The 22793-nt window shown below is 51.9% G+C and carries 21 protein-coding genes; 15 read left to right on the top strand and 6 right to left on the bottom strand.

Annotated features, from left to right (window positions below):
• Nucleotides 1-196: 196 nt before the first annotated feature.
• The 3 genes from HMPREF9469_RS27140 to HMPREF9469_RS27130 all read left to right on the top strand — a co-directional run bounded on the left by HMPREF9469_RS27140 (nt 197) and on the right by HMPREF9469_RS27130 (nt 4116).
• Nucleotides 197-2143 carry an OPT family oligopeptide transporter gene (locus tag HMPREF9469_RS27140; protein WP_007869952.1) on the top strand — a complete coding sequence of 649 codons (1947 nt, stop codon included), beginning with the start codon at nt 197-199 and terminating at the stop codon, nt 2141-2143.
• 13 nt (nt 2144-2156) lie between these two features.
• Nucleotides 2157-2510 carry a PqqD family protein gene (locus tag HMPREF9469_RS27135; protein WP_007869950.1) on the top strand — a complete coding sequence of 118 codons (354 nt, stop codon included), beginning with the start codon at nt 2157-2159 and terminating at the stop codon, nt 2508-2510.
• Nucleotides 2511-2817: 307 nt separating this feature from the next.
• Nucleotides 2818-4116: a DUF1576 domain-containing protein gene (locus tag HMPREF9469_RS27130; RefSeq protein ID WP_007869946.1), complete on the top strand. Its 1299-nt coding sequence runs from the start codon at nt 2818-2820 to the stop codon at nt 4114-4116.
• Between the two features lie 9 nt (nt 4117-4125).
• Here HMPREF9469_RS27130 and HMPREF9469_RS27125 read toward each other — a convergent pair whose 3' ends face one another.
• Entirely contained in the window at nt 4126-4431 is a 306-nt protein-coding gene (locus HMPREF9469_RS27125) for an AzlD domain-containing protein (protein ID WP_007869944.1), read from the bottom strand.
• A complete protein-coding gene (locus tag HMPREF9469_RS27120) occupies nt 4421-5143 on the bottom strand; it encodes an AzlC family ABC transporter permease (protein WP_007869942.1) in 723 nt (240 codons plus the stop codon). The genes HMPREF9469_RS27125 and HMPREF9469_RS27120 overlap by 11 nt, the downstream gene beginning before the upstream one ends.
• A 310-nt stretch (nt 5144-5453) precedes the next feature.
• Between HMPREF9469_RS27120 and HMPREF9469_RS27115 the strand changes: the two genes are divergently transcribed.
• The 10 genes from HMPREF9469_RS27115 to HMPREF9469_RS27070 all read left to right on the top strand — a co-directional run bounded on the left by HMPREF9469_RS27115 (nt 5454) and on the right by HMPREF9469_RS27070 (nt 17209).
• Nucleotides 5454-5939, top strand: a complete 486-nt coding sequence (locus tag HMPREF9469_RS27115) for a MarR family winged helix-turn-helix transcriptional regulator (protein WP_007869939.1) — start codon at nt 5454-5456, stop codon at nt 5937-5939.
• A gap of 96 nt (nt 5940-6035) precedes the next feature.
• Nucleotides 6036-7787 (top strand): ABC transporter ATP-binding protein, encoded by a 1752-nt coding sequence (locus HMPREF9469_RS27110; protein WP_007869936.1) that lies wholly within the window; start codon nt 6036-6038, stop codon nt 7785-7787.
• Nucleotides 7784-9673: an ABC transporter ATP-binding protein gene (locus HMPREF9469_RS27105; RefSeq protein WP_007869934.1), complete on the top strand. Its 1890-nt coding sequence runs from the start codon at nt 7784-7786 to the stop codon at nt 9671-9673. The genes HMPREF9469_RS27110 and HMPREF9469_RS27105 overlap by 4 nt, the downstream gene beginning before the upstream one ends.
• A gap of 446 nt (nt 9674-10119) precedes the next feature.
• Nucleotides 10120-10554 carry a PTS sugar transporter subunit IIA gene (locus HMPREF9469_RS27100; protein ID WP_007869932.1) on the top strand — a complete coding sequence of 145 codons (435 nt, stop codon included), beginning with the start codon at nt 10120-10122 and terminating at the stop codon, nt 10552-10554.
• Between the two features lie 38 nt (nt 10555-10592).
• The gene (locus HMPREF9469_RS27095) at nt 10593-11780 is read left to right on the top strand and encodes a glycoside hydrolase family 88 protein (protein ID WP_007869929.1); all 1188 of its coding nucleotides are present in this window, start codon (nt 10593-10595) and stop codon (nt 11778-11780) included.
• A gap of 58 nt (nt 11781-11838) precedes the next feature.
• Nucleotides 11839-12330: a PTS sugar transporter subunit IIB gene (locus HMPREF9469_RS27090; RefSeq protein WP_007869926.1), complete on the top strand. Its 492-nt coding sequence runs from the start codon at nt 11839-11841 to the stop codon at nt 12328-12330.
• Nucleotides 12331-12353: 23 nt separating this feature from the next.
• Nucleotides 12354-13142: a PTS mannose/fructose/sorbose/N-acetylgalactosamine transporter subunit IIC gene (locus HMPREF9469_RS27085; protein WP_040417541.1), complete on the top strand. Its 789-nt coding sequence runs from the start codon at nt 12354-12356 to the stop codon at nt 13140-13142.
• Nucleotides 13132-13941, top strand: coding sequence for a PTS system mannose/fructose/sorbose family transporter subunit IID (locus HMPREF9469_RS27080; RefSeq protein ID WP_007869921.1), 810 nt, complete (start codon nt 13132-13134; stop codon nt 13939-13941). The genes HMPREF9469_RS27085 and HMPREF9469_RS27080 overlap by 11 nt, the downstream gene beginning before the upstream one ends.
• 210 nt (nt 13942-14151) lie before the next feature.
• Nucleotides 14152-16152 carry a heparinase II/III family protein gene (locus HMPREF9469_RS27075; RefSeq protein ID WP_007869919.1) on the top strand — a complete coding sequence of 667 codons (2001 nt, stop codon included), beginning with the start codon at nt 14152-14154 and terminating at the stop codon, nt 16150-16152.
• 52 nt (nt 16153-16204) lie between these two features.
• Entirely contained in the window at nt 16205-17209 is a 1005-nt protein-coding gene (locus HMPREF9469_RS27070) for a LacI family DNA-binding transcriptional regulator (protein WP_007869918.1), read from the top strand.
• 59 nt (nt 17210-17268) lie between these two features.
• Here the strand turns inward: HMPREF9469_RS27070 and HMPREF9469_RS27065 are convergent, their stop codons facing one another.
• The 3 genes from HMPREF9469_RS27065 to HMPREF9469_RS27055 all read right to left on the bottom strand — a co-directional run bounded on the left by HMPREF9469_RS27065 (nt 17269) and on the right by HMPREF9469_RS27055 (nt 19664).
• Nucleotides 17269-17790, bottom strand: coding sequence for an ECF transporter S component (locus tag HMPREF9469_RS27065; RefSeq protein ID WP_197092208.1), 522 nt, complete (start codon nt 17788-17790; stop codon nt 17269-17271).
• A gap of 134 nt (nt 17791-17924) precedes the next feature.
• Nucleotides 17925-18578, bottom strand: coding sequence for an HAD family hydrolase (locus tag HMPREF9469_RS27060; protein WP_007869914.1), 654 nt, complete (start codon nt 18576-18578; stop codon nt 17925-17927).
• A 111-nt stretch (nt 18579-18689) separates the two neighbouring features.
• Entirely contained in the window at nt 18690-19664 is a 975-nt protein-coding gene (locus tag HMPREF9469_RS27055) for an ROK family protein (RefSeq protein ID WP_007869911.1), read from the bottom strand.
• Nucleotides 19665-19910: 246 nt separating this feature from the next.
• On the opposite strand from HMPREF9469_RS27055, the gene HMPREF9469_RS27050 reads away from it, so the two are divergent.
• Nucleotides 19911-20855, top strand: a complete 945-nt coding sequence (locus HMPREF9469_RS27050; RefSeq protein ID WP_007869908.1) for an AEC family transporter — start codon at nt 19911-19913, stop codon at nt 20853-20855.
• Nucleotides 20856-20906: 51 nt separating this feature from the next.
• Complete coding sequence (locus tag HMPREF9469_RS27045) at nt 20907-21779, top strand: DMT family transporter (protein ID WP_007869905.1); 873 nt, start codon at nt 20907-20909, stop codon at nt 21777-21779.
• On the opposite strand, the gene HMPREF9469_RS27040 is transcribed toward HMPREF9469_RS27045, so the two are convergent.
• A complete protein-coding gene (locus HMPREF9469_RS27040; protein WP_007869902.1) occupies nt 21739-22755 on the bottom strand; it encodes an asparaginase in 1017 nt (338 codons plus the stop codon). The genes HMPREF9469_RS27045 and HMPREF9469_RS27040 overlap by 41 nt on opposite strands.
• Between the last annotated feature and the right edge of the window lie 38 nt (nt 22756-22793).

Raw genomic sequence — 22793 nt, 5'->3', positions numbered from 1 at the left:
AATAATTTCCGGCCCATATCCTGAAATCCAAAGGTTTAATTAATTAAATAAAGGATATGGGCTAAAAATTTGCCAAAATATGCATTTTAACTTTAGAAATTTCATGTAAATCTTACCATTTTCCTAAAAAATATGGAAATAATTTTTAATCGGTGTTATAATAGGGCGATATTATATTCAAAGGAGTGATAGATACATGAAAGATGAAAATGGTTTTAAACCATTCATACCGGCTGATAAGGTGGTTCCGGAGATAACCTGGGTGTCCATTGTCCTAGGTATTCTTCTGGCGGTGCTGTTTGGCGCGGCCAATGCCTACCTGGGGCTTCGGGTGGGCATGACCGTGTCCGCATCCATCCCCGCAGCCGTTATATCCATGGGGGTGATCCGGGTGATCTTAAAAAGAGATTCCATCCTGGAGAACAACATGGTACAGACCATTGGATCTGCAGGCGAATCAGTGGCTGCAGGTGCGATCTTTACCCTTCCCGCGTTATTTATGTGGATGAGCGAGTGGGGGGAGGGAGCTCCGTCCCTGGTTGAGATCTCCCTCATTGCCCTGTGCGGCGGTGTACTGGGCGTACTCTTTATGATCCCCCTTCGCCAGGCTCTGATCGTAAAAGAACACGGAAACCTTCCCTATCCCGAGGGCACTGCGTGTGCGGAGGTGTTGATCGCTGGAGAGCAGGGCGGTTCCAAGGCCGGTGTTGTGTTTGCCGGAATGGGCATTGCTGCCGGTTATAAGTTCATTGCAGACGGCCTGAAGCTGTTCCCCAGCGATGTGGATTACGATATCCGGAAATACGGCGGCGGCGTAGGAATCTCCGTACTTCCGGCTTTAGCCGGTGTGGGATATATCTGCGGGCCAAAGATTTCTTCTTATATGTTCTCAGGCGGAATCATTTCATGGCTGATCCTGATGCCCATCATCAAGCTGTTCGGCAGCGGCCTTACGGAGCCATTTGCTCCGGCAACTGTCCTGATCAGTGAGATGGGCAGCCAGGCCATGTGGGGTTCCTATATCCGTTATATCGGCGCAGGCGCCGTGGCAGCTGCGGGTATGATCAGCCTGATCAAATCCCTTCCCATGATCGCCGCCACCTTCATGGATTCAATGAAGGATCTAAAGGGCGGACGCCAGACATCCACCCTTCGTACGGACCAGGATATTTCCATGAACATTGTGCTGCTCGGCGTGCTGGCAGCCGTGGTGGTCATCTGGCTGGTGCCGGCAGTTCCCGTAACATTTGTGGGAGCCCTTTTGATTGCTGTATTTGGTTTTCTGTTTGCAGCAGTGTCCTCACGTCTGGTGGGACTGGTTGGTTCCTCCAACAACCCTGTATCCGGTATGGCCATCGCCACCCTTCTGGTATCTGCACTGGTGCTTAAGGCGGTGTCGGGATCTGGCCATGACAGCATGATGGGCGTGATTGCCATCGGGGGTGTCATCTGTGTCATTGCCGCTATAGCAGGGGATACCTCTCAGGATCTAAAGACAGGCTTCCTGGTGGGGTCCACCCCTAAAAAACAGCAGCTGGGCGAGCTGATCGGCGTCATATCCTCAGCCATTGCCATCGGCGGCGTACTCTACCTGTTAAACCAGGCATGGGGATATGGTTCCACAGAACTTCCGGCGCCCCAGGCCATGATCATGAAGACCGTGGTAGAGGGGGTTATGGATGGTAATCTTCCCTGGAACATGATCCTGGCAGGCGGAGCTATTGCTGTTGTGATTGAAATTTTGGGCATTCCCGTTATGCCTGTGGCTGTGGGATTGTACCTGCCTTTGAGGACTACCGCGGCCATCATGGTGGGCGGATTGATCCGCCATTGGTTTGAGAAGCGTAAATTTGCAAAGGAGGAGGACAGGAAGGAAGCCGTGGACAAGGGTATCCTTTATACCTCCGGTATGATCGCGGGGGAAGGCCTGGTGGGTATCCTGCTGGCCGTGTTCGCTATTATTCCGTTCGCCAATCCAAGAGGCGGGAACCTTAGCAATTTCCTGGACCTGTCCGCCATGGATAACGGGCTGGGTGCATTTCTTGTAAGCCCGGGCGCCAAGATTGTTTCCTTGGTCGTATTCGCGCTTCTGATGCTCACCCTGTGCAAATTCACGATCTGGCATAAGGACAATAAGAAATAAAGGATGGTATAAGTTGAGCCGTGTAAAGATTAAAGACAGAAATTATCTGGAGCAGATACCTGTCAAAAATCCTGAATTTCCCTGGAAAGAGAACGAACAGGGGATCGTAACCGTGGATATGGTGCATAAAGGTCTGTTTGACAAGCTTGCCCAGAAGCTGTGGATCACGCCCAAAGTCAGCCATATCAAGCTGGACCGGTTCGGAAGCTTTGTATGGAAACAGATTGACGGCAGCCGCAGCCTTATTGAGATCGGGATCCTGGTAAAGGAAGAATTCGGTGACAAGGCGGAGCCTTTGTATGAGCGTCTTGCCAAGTATTTCGACATGCTGAAGAACAACAGGTTTGTTTCCTATAGGAAGCAGTAGATGGTAATAGAACATAACAGAAACAGTTAACAGAAACAAGTGGAATCCGGCCGGAAATAAAAGAGTAAGCCGCTGTCTGACAGTGGGTGAACATTTATTTCCGGCTGTTTTTGTTTGCTGTCATTTCGCGGCGATTTGCAATTTCTTGCGTTTTCCGGATGGTGTTCCGCAGACTGGGCCATCTGCATTTTGCTTTCCCATCCTTCCAATAAGATGATAAATTTGGCATTTAAAGTAAAAAATGTCTTTGCTAAATGCCCCTCTATCAGTTATGATAAATAAAGAGTTGTGATTGGGAGGAAACGATATGAATCAATTGGAGGAGTTCCAGGAGATGAGATCTCTGACGAGGACGCAGAAATTCGGTCTGCTTTCCCTGATTCCGGTCTATTTTATTGTGATAGGGCTGTTGGTTCAGCCCATCCCGGAGATCGGACCCGGCATTATACGGATCATCAGGGAGCCGGATTTTCTAATTACGGATTATTTTGTTGTGGGCGGTGTGGGGGCTGCCCTGATCAACGCAGGTATGCTGACCCTTATGAGTATAGGGATCATCTACTTTATGGGGATGGATATGGACGGGCATACCATCACTTCCAGCTGCCTGATGTTCGGCTTTTCGCTGTTTGGAAAGAATCTGCTGAATATATGGGCAATTTTGGCAGGGGTATACTTATATGCCAAATACCATAAGACATCCATGAGGCGTTACATCTATATCGGTCTGTACGGTACCAGCCTTTCCCCCATCATTACGCAGCTGATGCAGGTGGGAAGCCAGCCCGTGATCGTGCGCCTGTTCATATCCATTGGTGTGGGACTGATCATCGGCTTTGTGCTGCCGCCTCTCAGTACCCATGTCCACTACGCCCATAAGGGATATTCCCTTTATAATGTGGGATTTGCCGCCGGTATCATTGCCACGGTGATCGTGTCCGTGATCAAGTCCTTTGGCGTGGAGGTGGAGACAAGGCTGATCTGGTCCACGGGCCATAACCGGATGTTTGGAATCCTTTTGTCCCTGCTGTTTGCGGGCATGATCGTATTTGGCGTGGCGGTCAGGGGGAAAGGCATTATAGAGTCCTACTGCAGGATACTGAAATCCTATGGCATCGGCGGTACGGATTATCTGAGGGACGAGGGCGGTGCCACCACTGTTTTTAACATGGGGGTAAACGGACTCTTTGCCACCTTCTTTTCACTTGCAGTGGGGGGAGACTTAAACGGACCCACCATATGCGGGATCTTTACCATTGTGGGCTTCAGCTCCACGGGAAAGCATCTGAGGAATATCGCACCTATTATGCTGGGGGTTTACCTGGCCAGTTTTACAAAGACATGGGAGATCTATCAGCCATCCCCCATGCTGGCACTTTTGTTCTCCACCACCCTGGCGCCTGTGGCAGGGGAGTTCGGGGCAGTAGTGGGAATGATAGCCGGCTTCCTCCACTCATCGGTTGCATTGAATGTAGGGATCGTGTATGGCGGGATGAACCTTTATAACAATGGTTATGCGGGGGGGATCGTGGCCATATTCATGGTGCCGGTGGTGCAGTCCATCAGGGACAGGAGAGCCAGAGCCAGGGGCGGATTGTCACTGTAGCGCAAAACCCTACAGAAACAATTCCAGGACCAGCACGGCAGCGCAGCCGGCCAGGGAGACCTGGAACAGGCTTTTGCCCCTGTAGGCCAGAAGAATGGCTATGGCCAGGGCGGCGGCGCCGGACCATATGGATGCCGTTGCATACAGGATGGCAGGGAAAGTCATGACAGACAGCGTTACATAAGGGACATAATACAGGAAGGACTTTATATAAACATTCTTAATTTCCTTTTTTATCAATGTAAGCGGCAGGAGTCGGATCAGGTAGGTGACTCCTGCCATTACCAGTATATAGAGGTATACGTTATGATTCATTGACCGGTTCCTCCTTTACAGGGAAAAGGATTGCTGCTGCACCTGCAATCATGATGGTGAGTATAATGATCTTAAAGCCTGATGATATGTGGTCCAGGGCCGGGATCCGGGTAAAGAGGAAGCTGAGGGCCATGGATGCCAGAATCACGCCGGTGAGGATACGGTTGCCTTTGGCCGGGGGAATGACCACTGCCAGGAACATTCCGTAAAGGGCCACGTTCAGGGCGCTGAGAAGGCGGGCCGGGAGAAGGTCTCCGGAGATCGCCCCCAACAGGGTTCCCAGGGTCCAGCCGGGCACCGCAACGCATATGAGGCCGTAATTGTAAAAAGGACTCAGCATTCCGGGCCTGCACACGGATACGCCGAATATTTCGTCCGTCACGCCGTAAGCCATGAGAAATCGGTGGAAAGAGGGAATGCCTGATTCCAGTTTCTGCGACAGGGAGCAGGACATGAGGCAGTAGCGCAGATTGATGATCAGCTGGGCCACGGCCATTTCCACAAAGGGGGCTCCTGCCTGGATAATGCCCAGGGCTGCAAACTGGCCTGCGCTGGTAAGGTTGGTAAAGGACATGGCCACAGCCTGCCAGGTATCAAGTCCTGCCCCCCGTGCCATGATGCCGAATGTAAAGGATACGGCCAGATAGCCCAGCCCGATGGGAACACCGTCTTTCAGGCCGTATCTGAATTGGGATCCATTGCTATTTTTCATCTTTTCCTCCGATTGAGACGTCCACTCTATTCATGGCGAGTCATAACAAATTTGCCTTGGCGGGAGCCTTGATCCCCTTACGGGATAAAGCCGCCGGCGCCTTTTCCATTATATCAGGAATCTTCCGGATGTAAATTGGGTTTTTGCTAAAAAAGGGGAAATATTGCATGGCACGGCCTGTTACAAATGTGTGAAGTTGATTGACATTCCACTGTGCGTGGCGTAATATTGTTAGGAGGCTAACAGATTAAGGGAATATCCGGAGGCCATTGGAGAAGTGTTTCTTTATCATGAAAGGAGTTTTTGTCTTATGAGCGTACATTCAGGTCCGTCAGATCCCGCGCCGGTCAGGCCAAAGGCGGCCGGAACATTGCCGGTCAATCCCACGGTCCGGCTGATCGCCACGCTTTCCAACCTGGTCAGAAGAAAGATTGACAGTCTGGACTGCATCGCAGGCCTGACCCCGGCACAGAATGGGATCCTTCATTTTATCCTGAGCCGTCATAAGGAGAGGGATCTGTTCCAAAAAGATGTGGAGGAGGAGTTTAACCTGCGCCGTCCCACGGCAACGGAGATCCTGAAGCTGATGGAGAAACGGGGACTTATTTACAGGGAGGAGGCATCCCACGATGCCAGATGTAAGAAGATCATTGCCACTGAAAAGGGAGCCGGGATGGAGGAGCAGGTACTGCGGGACATCCTGGAAATGGAACATCTGGTCACCAGGGGGATACCCCAGAGGGAGCTTGAGGCATTCATTGCCACCGGTATGAAGATGATAAATAATCTTATGTGATGGGAAAGGGCCTATGGCCGCAAGGGGCGGCATTTACCTAGGCTCTTTAAATTACCTTAAAATCAGGAAAATGAAACAATGAAGGAGGTTTTAACTGTGATAGGGCAACATAAAAAAACGATCCGGACCCTGCTTTCCTCGGTCCGGGAATATAAAAAGCCCTCGCTCCGGTGCCCTGTATTCGTGGTTCTGGAGGTGTTGATGGAGGTGCTGGTGCCGGGTGTAATGGCACTTATCATTGACAGGGGGATCAATGGAGGAAGCATCCATTATATCCTTAAGGTGGGGCTGGTGCTGATCATCATGTCCATGCTGGCCCTGTTTTTTGGGATCATGGCAGGCACCAATGCCGCAAAAGCCTCAGCCGGCATGGCAAAAAATCTGAGAAAGGATATGTTTTACCGCATACAGGATTTTTCATTTGCCAATATTGACCGGTTTTCGCCTTCCAGCCTGGTGACCAGGCTGACCACGGATGTGACCAATGTGCAGAACGCATACCAGATGGTGATCCGAATCGCCATACGTGGGCCCATCATGCTGGTGTTCGCCCTTCTCATGGCGTTGAGGATCAGCAGGGAACTGTCCACTATTTTCTTTGTCATACTTCCCGTGCTGGGGGCAGGGCTGTTCTATATTGTGATCAAGGCCCACCCGTATTTTGAGGCGGTGTTTAAGCGCTATGATGTGCTGAACCGGGTGGTCCAGGAGAACCTAAACGCCATCCGCGTGGTAAAAGCCTATGTGAGGGAGCCTTATGAGGCGGAGAAATTCCACCGCATATCCCAGGATGTGTTTTACCAGTTTAAATATGCGGAAAAAATTGTGGCATGGAACAGTCCGCTGATGCAGTTTTGCATGTACAACTGTATTCTGCTGGTGTCGGGACTGGGAGCCAGGCTGATCGTGGGAAACAGCATGTCCACAGGCGAGCTGACCAGTATGATCATCTATGCGGTACAGATCCTTTCCAGCCTTATGATGCTGTCCATGGTGTTTGTTATGGTCATCATGGCCCGCTCCTCCGCGGAGCGTATTGTGGAGGTGCTGGAGGAGACCAGTACCCTAAATGCCCCGGAACATCCTGTCCATGAGGTGGCTGACGGCAGCATTGACTTTGAACATGTAAGCTTCAGCTACATAGGAGACAAGGAGAAGCTGGCCCTTAAGGATGTGGATATCCATATCCGGTCCGGGGAAACCGTAGGGATCCTGGGCGGCACAGGCAGTTCCAAGACCACTTTGGTACAGCTGATCCCAAGGCTTTATGATGTGACACAGGGAAGACTTTTGGTGGGAGGCCGGGATGTGAGGGAATATGATCTGGAACGCCTCAGGGACCAGGTGGCCATGGTGCTCCAGAAAAATGTCCTGTTCACCGGCACCATCCGCGACAACCTGAAATGGGGGAACCCACAGGCATCGGATGAGGAAATGATCCATGCATGCAGGCTGGCCCAGGCGGATGAGTTTGTACAGCAGTTTCCGGACCGGTATGACACATTTTTGGACCAGGGGGGAACCAATGTGTCGGGGGGCCAGAAACAAAGGCTCTGCATTGCCAGGGCACTGTTAAAAAAGCCCAGGATACTCATACTGGACGATTCCACCAGCGCAGTGGACACCAAGACGGATGCGCTGATCCGAAGGGCTTTCAGAGAGGAGATACCGGATACCACCAAACTGATCATAGCACAAAGGATCTCCTCGGTGGAGGATGCTGATAAAGTGATCGTGCTGAACAACGGCAGGGTGGACGATTTCGGCACTCCCTCAGAGCTCCTTGAGAGAAACAAAATATACAGGGAAGTGTACCAGTCCCAGAAGAAAGGAGGAGAGGAAGAATGAGAAAGGACAATCATTCATTTAAGCTTAACAGCCATTATGCCAGAACGGCAAAGCGGCTCATGGGATATGTGGCCAGCACTTACAGGCTGCAATTTGTCTGTGTACTGATCACTATTGTGGTCAGCGCTCTGGCCAATGTGGCAGGCCCTCTGTTCCTTATGGTTCTGATCGATGACTTTATCACCCCTCTCCTGGGGCGGCAGGGTCCGGATTTTACATCCCTGAACCATGCCATGATGGGGCTGGCCGTATTCTATGTGGTGGGTGTTGCCTGTACCTATATCTATAACCGCCTGATGGTGAATATCGGCCAGGGCGTGCAAAAGAGGATAAGGGATGAGATGTTTGAGCACATGCAGAGCCTTCCCATCCGTTACTTTGACCAGCATCCCCACGGGGAACTGATGAGCCGGTATACCAATGATATCGATACTTTGCGGCAGATGATCAACCAGGCGCTGCCCATGGCATTTTCCTCCCTGATCACCATCATCGCCATCTCAGGGGTAATGATAAGCATCAGCCTTCCCCTGTCCGTGCTGGCAGCGGCCATGGTGATCCTCATGCTGTTTGTCAGCCGTACACTGGCCGGAAGATGCGGGAAACATTTTGTGGCGCAGCAGCTGGCCATCGGCAGGGTGACCGGGTATATTGAGGAGCGCCTAAGCGGCCAGAAGGTGATCAAGGTGTTCAACCACGAGCCGGAGACAAAGGAGGAGTTTGACGCTCTGAATGAAACACTTTTTCACAGTGCCTTTAACGCCAACCGGTATGCCAATGTGATCATGCCGGTGATAACCAATATAGGAAACCTGCAGTTTGTGCTCACGGCCATCACGGGAGGAGTCCTTTCGCTCAGCGGCCTGGCCAGCCTGAGCCTGGGGCAGATCGCCTCCTATCTGCAGTTTACCAAGAGCTTTAACCAGCCCTTTGCCCAGATATCCCAACAGTCCAACTCCATTATCATGGCCCTGGCAGGGGCGGAGCGGATCTTCAACATGATGGATGAGGCGCCTGAGGCAGACCAGGGGGCTGTGACCCTGGTCAATGCCAGGGAAGGGGAGAACGGGGAGCTGGCAGAGGTGGGGGAGCGCACCAACACATGGGCGTGGAAATATCCCAATGGCAACGGAACGTTTTCATATACGAAACTTAATGGGGATGTGCGGTTTCAGGATATGGATTTCGGATACGAACCGGGCCGCATGGTGCTGCACAACATAAGCCTGTATGCGAAGCCGGGGCAGAAGCTGGCCTTTGTGGGCTCCACGGGAGCCGGAAAAACCACCATCACCAATCTGATCAACCGGTTCTATGATATACAGAAGGGCTCCATTACCTATGACGGGATCGACATAGGAGAGATACGAAAGGATGATCTGCGACATTCTCTGGGGATCGTGCTTCAGGACACCCACCTGTTTACCGGAACCATAAGGGAGAACATACGCTACGGCAAGCTGGATGCCACGGATGAGGAGGTTTACGGGGCGGCCATGCTGGCCAATGCGGACCAGTTCATAGGCATGCTGCCGCAGGGATATGACACCATGCTTACAGGAGACGGGGAGGAACTGTCTCAGGGGCAGCGCCAGCTTCTGGCCATTGCCCGGGCCGCCATTGCAGACCCGCCTGTCCTGATCCTGGATGAAGCCACTTCCAGCATTGATACCAGGACTGAGGCCCTGGTCCAGAGCGGGATGGATGAGCTGATGAAGGGCAGGACCGTATTTGTCATTGCCCACAGGCTGTCCACCATCCGCAATTCAGACGCCATCATGGTCCTGGACCATGGCAATATTGTGGAAAGAGGGGATCACGCCAGCCTGATCAGGGAAAAAGGAATCTATTATCAGCTGTATACAGGCGGACTGGAACTGGATTAAAAGCAGTTGATGAATGTATGATGGAATATAAAAAGCAGAAGTATGGGATGGACGGAGAAAGCCGCGCCGTCCCATGCTCCTGCTTTTTTGTGTGTGGTGTCTCTGAGGGAACCGCTTGGACGGGTGCGGCAAGATAGGAATAAAACTTGTAAACCAAACGTGTAAACTTATTTTGTTTACCAAAACAGACAAATAGGAGAGAGCGATGTATAGGATATGAAAATTCCTAAAATTGGAGATTGAAATGTAATATATGCACAAAAAATACTATAAAAACTATGCAAAATAGCAGAAGATAATAAGGGATTCAATTTTCTATTGACATCTATAGTAAAGAATACTATACTTCAATCATAAGTAAACCGGTTTACTAAAAAAGCGAAAAAGACAATGAATAACAAGGAAAAACAGGTAAACAAGCAGTAAACTTAGAAGGGAGTAAAGAAATGACAGGAATCATTGTAACAGGCCATGGACATTTCCCCACAGGGCTCTTAAGCGCCATTGCGCTGGTGGCAGGACGGCCTGAGAATACGGCCGGGGTGGATTTCCCGGAGGGGTGCAGCCCGTCTGATCTAAAGGAAGCCATGATAGGATCCGTAAAAGCCCTGGAGGGAGAGGAGATCCTGATTCTGGCCGACCTGGTGGGCGGAACGCCCTTTAATGTAGCGGCAGCCCTGAGGGAAGAACTGAGGGACAGGCGGATCAAGGTGATGGCAGGTGTCAATATGGCGGGGTTGGTGGAAGCGGTGTTCTCCAGACCCGTGTACGGTCTGGATGAACTGGCGGCAGCCGTGCTGGCAGCGGGCAGAGAGGGGATCAGGGACCTGGACTGCCTGGACAGTGAAGGGCAGGAACCGGAATTCGAGGACGGCCTGTAAAGAATATGATAGTATAAGGATGGGGAAAGGGAGACATGATGAGAGAGATACATGTGGAACCAATCAAAAAAAAGGACATCTACCTTGCAGGCGGACTTCTCTCCAGACAGGAGGTGGAGGAAGCCATTGACCGTGTGGTCGGGCAGGTGCGCTGTAATATGAAGTATTTCGGAACAAAGTTCCCTTCTTCGGCGGCGAAGGACCAGACATACGGCATCATTGAAAATATTGAATGGACAGACGGTTTCTGGACAGGACTTTTGTGGCTGTGCTATGAGTACACCGGGGATGGGGAATTTCGCCGTCTGACGGAACAGAATGTATCATCATTCCTGAACCGTGTGGAAAAACGCATTGAACTGGACCATCACGATTTGGGATTCCTTTACAGCCTTTCCTGTGTGGCCGGCTATAAGCTGACCGGTTCTGAGGAAGGGAAAAGAGCGGGGCTTCTGGCAGCGGATAAGCTCTTGGAGCGCTTTCAGGAAAAGGGCGGTTTCATCCAGGCCTGGGGAGAGCTGGGAGCCAGGGATAATTACCGTCTGATCATTGACTGCCTTTTAAATATTCCTCTGCTGTACTGGGCATCCCAGGTGACAGGGGATGATACATATAAAAATGCGGCGGTACGCCATTATGAAACCGCCTGCCGGTATGTGATCCGTGAGGATGCCTCCGCATACCACACCTTCTACTTTGATCCTGAAACAGGGGAGCCGGTCAGGGGCGTCACCAGGCAGGGATACAGTGATGAGTCGGCCTGGGCCAGGGGCCAGGCCTGGGGGATATACGGAATCCCGCTGAATTACAGATACACAAGGGACAGCAGTGCGTTGCCGCTGTTTGAGGGAATGACTAATTACTTTCTCAACCGCCTGCCTCAGGATGATGTGTGCTACTGGGATCTGATCTTTACGGACGGGGACTGCCAGTCCAGGGATTCCTCAGCCGCCGCTGTGGCGGTGTGCGGTATCCATGAGATGCTAAAGTACCTTCCCGAGGTACATCCGGAAAAAGAGACCTATCAACACGCAATGCACAGCATCCTGAAGGCGCTGATGACCGGATACACCAATCCGGATATCAGGGAAGGCGCGCCCGTACTTCTTCACGGCGTCTACTCCTGGCATTCGGGAAAAGGGGTGGATGAGGGGAATATATGGGGAGACTACTATTATATGGAAGCGCTGATGCGTTTTTACAAAGACTGGAACTTATATTGGTAAAATAAACCGCTCCGGCGTCTGAAGGACAGATGACGGACAGCCATAGGAGGATATGAGAATGGCAGAACCAAATATTGTAGCATTCAGAATTGATGAGAGGCTGATCCACGGACAGGGACAGCTCTGGATCAAGGCGCTGGGGGTAAACACGGTGATCGTGGCCAACGACTCAGCCAGCGAGGATCCCATGCAGCAGACGCTGATGAAAGCCGTGGTGCCTAAAACTATTGCAATGCGTTTCTTTTCCATCCGGCACACCTGTGATGTGATCATGAAGGCATCCCCGAAGCAGACCATATTCATTGTGTGCAAGACAACCGGGGACGCCCTTAAGCTGGTGGCGGGCGGAGTTCCTGTAAAGGAGATCAATGTGGGCAATATCCATCATGCGCCGGGCAAGGAGGATGTAAGCAAATACATTGCCCTGGGGGAGGATGACAAGGCGGCCCTGCGTAAAATGCGGGATCAATATGGGATCACTTTTAACACAAAGACCACTGCTTCCGGGGATGACGGGGCTGCAAAAGTGGATTTGAATAAATACTTATAAAAAGGAGAATGGAGGGATTGATTGTGACAATCAGTATGTTTCAGTGTTTACTTATCGGTTTATGGACAGCTTTCTGTCTGGCAGGTATGCTGTTCGGTATCTATACCAACAGGTGCCTTGTAATGGCGGCAGGCGTGGGCCTGATCTTAGGGGATCTGCCAACCGGACTTGCCATGGGAGCTGTGGGAGAACTTGCGTTTATGGGATTCGGCGTATCCCAGGGAGGTTCCGTGCCTCCTAACCCCATGGGCCCCGGCATTGTGGGGACCATTATCGCCATTACCATGAAGGATTCGGGGATCGATGTGGGATCGGCCCTGGCGCTTTCCTTCCCCTTTGCAGTTGCATTCCAGTTTGTGATCACAGCCACCTACACATTTGCCACCACGCTCACCAGCTTTGCCTATAAAGCTCTGGACAAAAAGGATTTCAGAGGATTCCGCATTGCGGCCAATGCCACCGTATGCGTGTTCGCGGTGGTTGGTTTTATCATTGGATTTGGCGGCGCCTTCAGCTCCGATGGCCTTTCAAAGGTCATCTCCCTGATTCCGGCCTGGCTCAGCAATGGACTGGGAGTGGCAGGGAAAATGCTTCCGGCCATTGGTTTTGCCATGATCCTCAATGTTATGGCTAAAAAGGAACTGATTCCTTTTGTGCTGCTGGGCTATATCGCGATCGCATACCTGAACCTTCCTGTTATGGGGGTAGCGGTGATCGGAACAGCGATCGCATTACTTGTATTTTTTAACGCAGGCAGAGGATCCGGCGAATCTGTAGAAGAAGTGGAGGTTGAATTTGAAGATGGCATCTAATCAGTTGGAGAAAAAAGATTATTTAAAGACATCCCTGCGGGCGTATTTCCTGCAGAACGGTTTTAACTACGGCAATTACCAGGGCCTTGGATATGCCAATGTGCTGTATCCCTCCCTGCGCAAGATGTATAAGGATGATGATGACAAGCTTCAGGAAGCGTTAAAGGAAAACATTGAGTTTTTTAATACCAACATCCATTTTCTTCCATTTATTACCAGCCTTCATCTGGTAATGCTGGAGAACCGGACGCCTTCCAGCGAGATCCGCAATATCAAAATGGCTCTTATGGGCCCTCTGGCCGGAATCGGCGATTCCCTGGCCCAGTTTTGTCTGGCGCCCCTGTTTGCCACCATTGGAGCGTCACTGGCCATGGACGGCCTGATCATGGGACCCATCCTGTTCTTTGTGGCAATGAACATAATCCTTCTGGCAGCAAAGGTGCTCACAGGAATGTGGGGTTATAAACTGGGAACCAACATCATCGCCACCCTGAGCAGCAAGATGGAACAGATATCAGGGGTTGCAAGCATGATCGGTGTGACGGTCATCTCCGGACTGGCTGTTAACTTTGTAAAGATAACAACACCCATACAGTACGTGGCCAGCATGCCGGGAGACCAGCAGAAGATTGTGGCAATCCAGGATATGATCGATGCCATTGCCCCCAGGCTGCTGCCCGTATTGTTTACCGGGCTGATCTTCTACCTGATCAAGGTGAAGAAGTGGACCACGTATAAACTGGTCATCTTGACCATTGTGATCGGTGTGGTGCTTTCACTGCTGCATATAATTGCATAATGGCTGATGGAATCCGGGGCCGGATCGGGATGGACCTGCCCCGGGTCCGCTGAGGGAGGCGCCTGAACGGCACCTCCCTGTCCCGCATTATGGCGCTTTTTATCCCGCATCTGTCCGGAAAAGAGAGTGCGGAATGGGGGCGGTGCCCTGGGAAAAGAGAAAGCGGGATGGGGCGGTGCCCCGGGAAAAACAGAGGAACGGAGAGAGACTATGAAACAGGACAGATTCATGGCCCTGGCGGAACGGACCAGGGCCTATATAAAACAGTATGATCCGGCATTTGTGACAGAATATATGGTCGCCCACTGCCTGGACGAAGGGGAGAGGATCGTGGAGCAGGCGGAGCTTCTCATGGATCAGACCTTTATATTTGAGGACAGGTGGGATATGGAACCCTGCAGCACGCCCTATACCCTGAAGGAGATGGTGTGGGATCAAAGCCCCAACATGGATCTGGAATGGGTCTTTATGCTGAACCGCCATGAATACCTGCACAAACTTTTGCTGGCATTCCGTTTGACGGGAAAAGGGAAATATATTGAAAAGCTGATGTGGTACATGGACCACTGGATCGCGGGCAATCCCATATTGCCGGAAGGGTCCCTGACCACACGCTCCATTGATACGGGGATCCGGTGTATGAGCTGGCAGTTCCTTCTGGTGCATCTCATAGGGGAAGGGCTGATGGGACAAAGCCAGGCGGAAAAGATACTGGATAGCCTGAGCAGCCAATATCTTTATATGAAGAAAGGATATATTGACAAATATACCCTCAGCAACTGGGGACTGCTCCAGACCGCTGCCATCTGCCATGGTTATCTGTGGTTTGAAGAATATCTGCCCGGGGACGGGCTTAAGGAATGGGCATGGGAGGAACTGGAAAACCAGCTGGCCCTCCAGGTGCTGGAGGACGGATCCCATTGGGAGCAGTCCATGATGTACCATATGGAGGTGCTCCTGGCATGTATGAGACTGCTGGCTTACTGGAAGGGGGATGTTCCTGCGGATAAGATATGGCTTAAAACAAAGACAGCTAAAATGAGCCGATATGTGATATATGCAGCCGGGCCGGATCATTGCCAGATGGCCCAGTGTGACAGTGATGTGACGGATGTAAGGGATGTGCTGACAAAGGCCGCTGTGCTCACTGGGGACGGGAAATGCCGTTTTGCCGGTTTTGGTTCCATGGACCTTGACAGCGCATGGCTTCTGGGGCGGGATGGGATCTGCGCATATGGGAGGCAAAAACCGCTGATGCCGGAGACCTTGTCCCTTCATGCAGAGGATTCCGGGAACATCTATGTGAGAAGCAGCTGGTCTGAGGACAGCCATTTTACCTATCTTACCTGCGGTTCCCTGGGCAGCAGCCATGGTCATGCGGACCTGACCCACATATCCCTGTATTATGAGGGAAAGCCATTCCTTGTGGACAGCGGACGGTATTCTTATATGGAAGAGGAGCCTTTGCGGCCGGCGTTAAAAAGTGCCCAGGCCCACAATGTCTGTGTGATCGATGGGGAATCCCAGGGGATTCCCAAAGGAGCCTGGGGATATGAGACATACGGGGAATGCCTGAAAAACTATTTCAGGGAGCAGGGACCGGTGCATTACTGTGAAATGGCGTATCACGGGACCCTTACAAGCGGTTCCGGGTATCTTGTGATCCGCCGGGTGCTGACGGCGGACCCCGGCATCTGGCTGATCGTCAATGACATAGAGTGTAGCGGCAGCCATGTGGTGGAGGAGTCCTATCATCTGGATCCCAGAGTGGAGGCATTGGGGGAACCGGGCGGGGAATGGAATCTGCGCGCTGGGAACAGCTGCCTGAAGCTGGCGGGGGCTGCCGGGTTTATAAAAACCGACTGTGTGGTGTCCGAAACCTACAATCATCTTTCCCCGGCTTCCTGCCTGACAAAGAAAAGCTGCTTCACGGACAGGCACAGGGACTGGACCTGTCTGGCGGGAGCGGACATGGAGATGGGCAGTGTGCCTGTGTTCCAGTGGGGGAGTTCTGAACCCGTGCCCGGGACGGAGGTGGTTTCCAGGACCTTCACCTCGCCTTCGGGGGAAAACTGGACCTTCCTGATATGGAACAGGGAAACATGCAAGGGGGGCAAACTGTATCTGTGCAACGGCGTTCCCGTGTATGCAAAGGCCGCTGTGATCCGCAGCCTGAATGGGAATACCACACTTTACCGATTGAGAAATTAATGGTATAGTTATAAAAGTTATAAATCCTGTAAGCTGGGTGGTGGAGGCTGGTATGAAGAAACTGACGATTAATGAAATTGCTGAACGGGCGGGTGTTTCCAAGACAACGGTATCTTTCTATCTCAACGGTAAAACAAACAAGATGTCCGAGGAGACCAAACAGAGGATACAGCATATCATTAATGAAACCGGATATGAGCCCAGTGCGGCGGCCAGGGCCATGAAGGCCAAAAGCAGCGGCCTTATAGGCGTGATCCTGGGGGACAGCTCGGACCCTTACTGCGCACGGGCCTTAAAGGGAGTGGAGGACGCGGCCAGCGCCCAGGGGTATCAGATCATGATGGGCAACAGCGGTCTTGCATTCCAGCAGGAAAAGGACTATGTGGAGCGGATGCTGAAACTGGGGGCGGAGGGATTCATCATCCAGTCCACCTACCGGTTCGGTATGCTGGCCGGTGATCTGGAAAAGAAAAAAAAGCCCATTGTGTACCTGGATGCAAAACCTTATGATTTCAAGGGCAGGTATGTGAAGAGCAATAATTATGACTGTGTTTACCAGGTCATTTCCGAGTGTATAAAAAAAGGATATGAGGATTTCCTTATGATTTCGGACGGGGAGGCGGCCATCAGCGTGGGATTTGAGAACACCCAGGGGTATAAGGATGCCCTCCAGGACGCCTGCAGGGACGGGGGGACCCTGTATCTCCAGGACGGTATCAAATCAGACCAGGTGTATGGGATGCTGAAGGAAAAAGTGGATCTGAACAGAAAAACCCTGATCTATGTGGCCAGCCCGGGCCAGCTCCAGGTGGTGTACCAGGCGATCCGCAATTATCCGGATCATATGGGGCTGTTCCCGGACACGCTGGGCCTGGTGGGGTTTGATGTGGAAGGCTGGACCAGAATGACCACTCCGGCCATATCGGCGATCATCACCCCCGCCTATCAGGAGGGGGTCAGGGCCATGGAAGAACTGATCGATGTGCTGGACGGAAAGAAGCGGGACGGGGATGTAGTGTTTAAAAATATAGTCAAGTGGAGGGGGTCCACCCTCTGACATGCAGCAGGGGCAAAACTGGTTCCATAGGGATACCGGTTTTGCCCCTTTTCAGTTGGTTACGCGGCCATGGCTGCCTCAAGAGGTCTGCGCAGTACGGGATAGAGGGCGCAGGCGATGATGAGCCCGCCGGTTCCCTGGATCAGATTGGAGGGAACACTGGCCAGGGCAGCGCCTGTCCCATAGAGGAAGATCTCGCACAGGAAATATCCTCCCGCCACCACGGCCATATCAATGACCCCGCATCCGGCCACTGCCAGGTAAGAATTCCTGCCCTGGGACGATAAACCACGGTAGAGCCTGCTGCTTAAATAGGCTACCAGTCCCTTGATCACAAAGGTGATGGGCACATAGATAAAATATCCGCCCAGAAGGTCCGCCATGGAGGAACCGATGCCTGCTGCCAGAAATGCCTCGGCCGGTCCCATGAAAATGCCGCAGAGTATCACCACAGCATCTCCGGGATGGATGTAGCCGCCGGTTCCGGGAGTGGGGATGCGGATGGACATGGTGGCCACGCAGGCCAGGGCGGCAAAAAGCGCGCACATAACAAGTTTTTTAGTGGAAAAACGTTCCATAATACAGAGTCCTCCTTGCTGCCTGAACATGTCAGGATGTTTGTTGCTACCTACTATAATGGAAAAGTGGACTGAACAAAATATCCAGTTAAAGATATTTTGACCAGTCCACTTTTTGGTTTTGCCGGGGAATGCATTTACAACGGTGCAGGACATCCCTGCCTGAACCATCCGGTCATGCTTTCCGGGGAGGCAAAACGGTAGGTGGATACAATGCCATCGGGATGACAGCAGCCCCACAGGGCCAGGGCGCTGTCCACGCCCGCTGCCCTGGCGCAATCCATGTCATAGACGCTGTCGCCCACATAGAGCACCTGGGAGGCATCTGTATCCTCCAGCCACATGTAGGTGTTCATGGGAGCAGGGTGAGGCTTGTGCTGCTTTGTATCGTCCGCAGTAATCACGGTCCGGAACATGCCGCCTATGCCAAAGGGGATAAAGCTGTTTTTATACTGCTCCATGGTTTTGGAGGTGATGATGCCCAGGACATGGCCCTGGGACTTGAGATATTCCAGGAGGGGAAGTATGCCTTCATAGAGGTAGGCCGTGTGCTGATAAGAGTACATATATTGTTCCCAAAGGGGATAGATCTTAAATATCTGTTCCGGGGAACGGATGCCCAGCATCTCGAATGCATTTAAACCCGGAATCCCCAGCACGGGGGTGAGGCGGCTGATTTCCCAGTGCTCCCCGGTTACTTCCCGGATCGCCTTTTGGAGACTGTGCAGTACCGCTGCCGTGGTATCGATCAGTGTGTTGTCAATGTCAAATACAATATGTGGATAGTTCATCTTTCCCTCCCATGGATACTCCCGCCTCTTTAGGCGGCGTGCAATGATTATTCTGTCTTGGAGGGAGCATGGATCTCCTTCCGGGACAATGTTTTCGTGTGATCTCTGTGGTCATGAAACGCTGCGGGCCATGGCAAACAGCCCCCGCTCGTAATCCTTCTGGTAATCTTTGGACAGTTCAATGGAAGGCAGGGCTTTGGCCGGCAGACAGGCAGCACAGCGGGAGCGGATATCATCCAGCCTTCCTTCCAGAAGAGGATTGTGATAAAGGACAACCATGGACGGGTTGACCGTGCATGCGTATACCTGGATCAGTCTGGTGTAAAGCTCCGTCACGTCCGTGACAGTCGGCTGTCGGTCTAATCCTTCCCAGTAACGGTCCATAAAGGGGAGGAAGCAGGGCTCCGTACAGAAGCCGGAAGCGCCGGTCCACAGCCGGTTGTCGATGATCATGCCTCCGCCCATGCCGCATTTGTTCAGGAACAGGGTGATAAGTGAGTTGACGGAGGCCTGCTTTCCGGTCCAGCATCCCATGGTAAGGTAATTCATATCATTCTCAAATACAACGGGAAGGCTGGTCACATCCTTTAGGTGTTCGGGCAGGTTCATCCCCTTTAGACAGTCAAAAACAGTGGATTCCTCCACAATGCCGCGGCTGACCAGGGCCGCGATCCCGATGGAGACGGCGCTGAGACGCCGGTGGCGCTGGATGGCATCCCGGATCAGGGAATCCAGCCGTTCCAGGGAAAAGGATTTAAAACAGAATTCACCGTGGTCAACTGTCTCTTCCCTCATGTCCTTGACATTCCAGCATACCCGTCCGTCCTCTATCTGGATCAGCAGATAGAGGTGGAAGCGGGGGTCCAGCTCATAAAAACACGCGCATCTTCCGCCCGTGGAGGTGCCGGTGCCCTGCTCCAGGAGTTCCCCGGCGGAACACAGTTCATCCACCAGACGTGTCACGGTGGGAAAACTAAGCCCCAGCCGCCTGGCTATCTGGCTCTTGGAAACAGAACCTTCCTGGTCCATGAATGCGCGGATCCGATCCAGATTGATTTGCTTGATTGATACAGATTCTTCTGCCATTGTAAAAATCCTCCTGGATATTAAAAGAGTTTTTAATATACTTTTTAATATAACATTAATAACTATCTTTATTTAACCACATTTCCATAAAACTGTCAACAGGAAGATTAGAATTTCTAAATACTCTCAGCGCATAAAGATACCCCCCTTTTTGGCTGTTGAGGGTATGGAAAGTCTTGACAAATAAGGCCTTAGAGTATATTGTTACATGATGATGGACAAAAGAGTAAGCGGAGGCGCAGGGACGTGGAGAATCTGATATTTAGTTTAAATGCAACATTGCCGATTTTTATATTGATGCTGCTGGGAGTATTTTTCAGAAAGGTGGGCCTGATGGATGGCCGGTTTGTCAACCAGATGAACCAGTTTGTATTTAAGGCGGCCCTTCCGGTACTGCTGTTTGAAGACCTGGCCGGCTCTGATTTCTTTCATGTCTGGGATACCAGATTCGTGCTGTTCTGCTTTGGCGCTACCCTGGCGGAGATCCTGCTGGCGGGCTGCGTTTCTCTTTTGTTAAAGGATAAAAACCTGAGAGGGGAGTTTATTCAGTCCTGCTATCGCAGCAGCGCAGCCCTTCTGGGAATTGCGTTTATAAAAAATATTTATGGAAATGCGGGGATGGCTCCTCTGATGATCATAGGCAGCGTTCCCCTGTATAATACCATCGCGGTCCTGATCCTTTCCTTTACAAGGCCGGGGCAAAAGAACCTGTCAAAGGGAGTGCTGAAGGATACGCTGAAAGGCGTCTGCACCAATCCCATTATTCTGGGGATCCTTGCAGGCATGATATGGTCCGTGATGGGGCTGAAACAGCCGGCCATCATGGAAAAGACAGTTGCAAGCCTTTCGGCAGTGGCAACACCCCTGGGGCTTATGGCCATGGGAGCTTCCTTTGACTGGAAAAAAGCAGGAGAAGCAGTGAGGCCCGCCCTGCTGGCCACGGCCATGAAACTGCTGGTCATGACAGGCGCGTTTCTGCCCGCTGCCATATGGCTCGGGTTCAGGAATGAACAGCTTGTGGCCATTCTGGTGATGCTGGGGTCGGCCACCACGGTCAGCTGCTTTGTCATGGCCAGGAACATGGGCCATGAAGGTGTCCTGACTTCCAGCGTGGTGGCGCTTACCACATGTGCAAGCGCATTTACCCTGACTTTTTGGCTGTATCTGATCAAATCCTTGTCTCTGATCTGATGCATATGATGCAGCAAAAGAGAACTGGATTTTGGACTGGGGGATCTTGAAATGAAAGCAAAATTCGGAGTCATATTTTCCATGGCGGCATTTGGCACCATTGGGGTGTTTGTGAGGAACATACCCCTTGCGTCCGGGGAACTGGCATTGTACCGCGCAGTGATCGCAGTGACGGCCCTTTTGCTGTGGCAGGCATGTACAGGACAATTTATAAAGGTTTTGGACATAAAAAAAGAACTGCCCCTTTTGTTTCTCTCAGGGGCAGCCATGAGTGTGAACTGGATCCTGCTTTTTGAGGCATACCGGTATACCACCGTGGCCATGGCCACGCTCAGCTATTATTTTGCTCCGGTGATCATAACCGTGTCCAGCACCCTGCTGTTCAGGGAACGGCTCACATCCAGGCAGGTGTTCTGTTTTGTCATGTCCACCTTTGGTCTGGTACTGGTGATAGGGGTCAGCAGCGGGGGCGGAAGCAATGACCTGTTGGGTATCCTTCTGGGCCTTGGGGCCGCCCTGTTCTATGCGGCCGTGGTGCTGCTCAATAAAGGGATCCGCAATGTATCCGGCCTGAACCGGACCTTTCTGCAGTTTATTGCCGCCATACTGGTGATGATGCCCTATGTGTTCCTGACAGGGGGCTCCCATCTGGGCAGCCTGGACCTTGCAGGCACGGTGAACCTGCTGGTGGTGGGGATATTCCACACAGGTGTCTGCTACTGCATCTATTTTTCTTCCCTTCGGTATCTGAGAGGACAGGAGGCTTCCATCCTCAGCTACATCGATCCCCTGGTAGCCGTGGTGGTATCGGTCCTTCTGCTCCACGAACGTGTCTTGCCCCTGCAGGCCGCGGGAGGCTGCATGATCCTGGGATTTACCGTGCTCAATGAATGGAATCCTGGTACCAGAGAACATCGCGGTTAATGGTCTCATAGAACAGCCTGCGGATCTCCTCAGGGTCTTTTGTCTGGCCCAGGATCCACATGATCTTAGTCACCACTGCTTCCAGTGTCATATCGTAAGCTTCCAGCAGGCCGAATTCCTGTTTGATATTCCGGCCCACCTCATAAACAGACATATTGCTCCCCTCGTTGGTGACCTGGGTGGTCATTACCACAGTTTTGCCCAGGCCGGTCCACCGGGAAATGGCCCTGTAATAGTCATCTTGCTCATAGGAAGGCAGGCCTCCCACCCCAAAGGACTCAATGATCACAGCGTCATAATGCTCGGCCATATAATCCAGAAGGGACGCGTCCATGGAGGGGATCAGCTTTAGAAGTCCCACATTGGAATCCAGTTCATGGAAGAACTTCACAGTTTCCCGGTCCCTCTCCTTGTCATCCAGATAAAAGATGATGTGGTCCTCCTGGATCACAGCCACATTGGGAAAATTGATACTGGAAAATGCATTATAGCTCTTGGTGCGCTCCTTCTTTCCCCTTGTTCCGGCAATGGCCTTGCCGTCAAATACAATGTTTACATCATGGGCTTTGTCGCAGGAGGCAAAAAACAGGCTGTCCGCCAGGTTGGTGCGGGCATCTGTATTTTCCATGTCAATGGGCTTTTGGGCTCCGGTAATGACAATGGGCTTTTGGGAATGCTGGATCAGATAAGACAGGGCGGCGGCCGTGTAGGCCATGGTGTCCGTGCCGTGGGTGATCACAAAGCCGTCATACTGTTCGTAATGTTCTTCAATGGCGGCCGCAATGGTAAGCCAGTGGGACGGCTGTATATTGGTACTGTCTATGTTCAGGATCTGGATGGTGTCGATCTGGCAGTAACTGCGGCTGTCCGGCACATAGGACAGGATCTCGTCCGAGGTGATGACTGGTTTTAAACCGCTTTCCGTTCGCTTGCAGGCAATGGTCCCGCCTGTTCCCAGCATAAGAATACGTTTCATGTGTGATTCCTCTTTTCCTTTGTTTTTCATAGTATAAC

Origin of the sequence: [Clostridium] citroniae WAL-17108, assembly GCF_000233455.1 — a bacterium.
GTDB lineage: Bacteria > Bacillota > Clostridia > Lachnospirales > Lachnospiraceae > Enterocloster > Enterocloster citroniae.
This window is presented reverse-complemented; position numbering and strand designations above follow the sequence as displayed.

Bases quoted from the DNA above. Each gene is read 5' to 3' on its own strand.
- HMPREF9469_RS27140 (WP_007869952.1), top strand. From the start codon at position 197: ATGAAAGATGAAAATGGTTTTAAACCATTCATACCGGCTGATAAGGTG.
- HMPREF9469_RS27130 (WP_007869946.1), top strand. From the start codon at position 2,818: ATGAATCAATTGGAGGAGTTCCAGGAGATGAGATCTCTGACGAGGACG.
- HMPREF9469_RS27125 (WP_007869944.1), bottom strand. From the start codon at position 4,431: ATGAATCATAACGTATACCTCTATATACTGGTAATGGCAGGAGTCACC.
- HMPREF9469_RS27120 (WP_007869942.1), bottom strand. From the start codon at position 5,143: ATGAAAAATAGCAATGGATCCCAATTCAGATACGGCCTGAAAGACGGT.
- HMPREF9469_RS27115 (WP_007869939.1), top strand. From the start codon at position 5,454: ATGAGCGTACATTCAGGTCCGTCAGATCCCGCGCCGGTCAGGCCAAAG.
- HMPREF9469_RS27105 (WP_007869934.1), top strand. From the start codon at position 7,784: ATGAGAAAGGACAATCATTCATTTAAGCTTAACAGCCATTATGCCAGA.
- HMPREF9469_RS27100 (WP_007869932.1), top strand. From the start codon at position 10,120: ATGACAGGAATCATTGTAACAGGCCATGGACATTTCCCCACAGGGCTC.
- HMPREF9469_RS27095 (WP_007869929.1), top strand. From the start codon at position 10,593: ATGAGAGAGATACATGTGGAACCAATCAAAAAAAAGGACATCTACCTT.
- HMPREF9469_RS27090 (WP_007869926.1), top strand. From the start codon at position 11,839: ATGGCAGAACCAAATATTGTAGCATTCAGAATTGATGAGAGGCTGATC.
- HMPREF9469_RS27080 (WP_007869921.1), top strand. From the start codon at position 13,132: ATGGCATCTAATCAGTTGGAGAAAAAAGATTATTTAAAGACATCCCTG.
- HMPREF9469_RS27075 (WP_007869919.1), top strand. From the start codon at position 14,152: ATGAAACAGGACAGATTCATGGCCCTGGCGGAACGGACCAGGGCCTAT.
- HMPREF9469_RS27070 (WP_007869918.1), top strand. From the start codon at position 16,205: ATGAAGAAACTGACGATTAATGAAATTGCTGAACGGGCGGGTGTTTCC.
- HMPREF9469_RS27060 (WP_007869914.1), bottom strand. From the start codon at position 18,578: ATGAACTATCCACATATTGTATTTGACATTGACAACACACTGATCGAT.
- HMPREF9469_RS27055 (WP_007869911.1), bottom strand. From the start codon at position 19,664: ATGGCAGAAGAATCTGTATCAATCAAGCAAATCAATCTGGATCGGATC.
- HMPREF9469_RS27045 (WP_007869905.1), top strand. From the start codon at position 20,907: ATGAAAGCAAAATTCGGAGTCATATTTTCCATGGCGGCATTTGGCACC.
- HMPREF9469_RS27040 (WP_007869902.1), bottom strand. From the start codon at position 22,755: ATGAAACGTATTCTTATGCTGGGAACAGGCGGGACCATTGCCTGCAAG.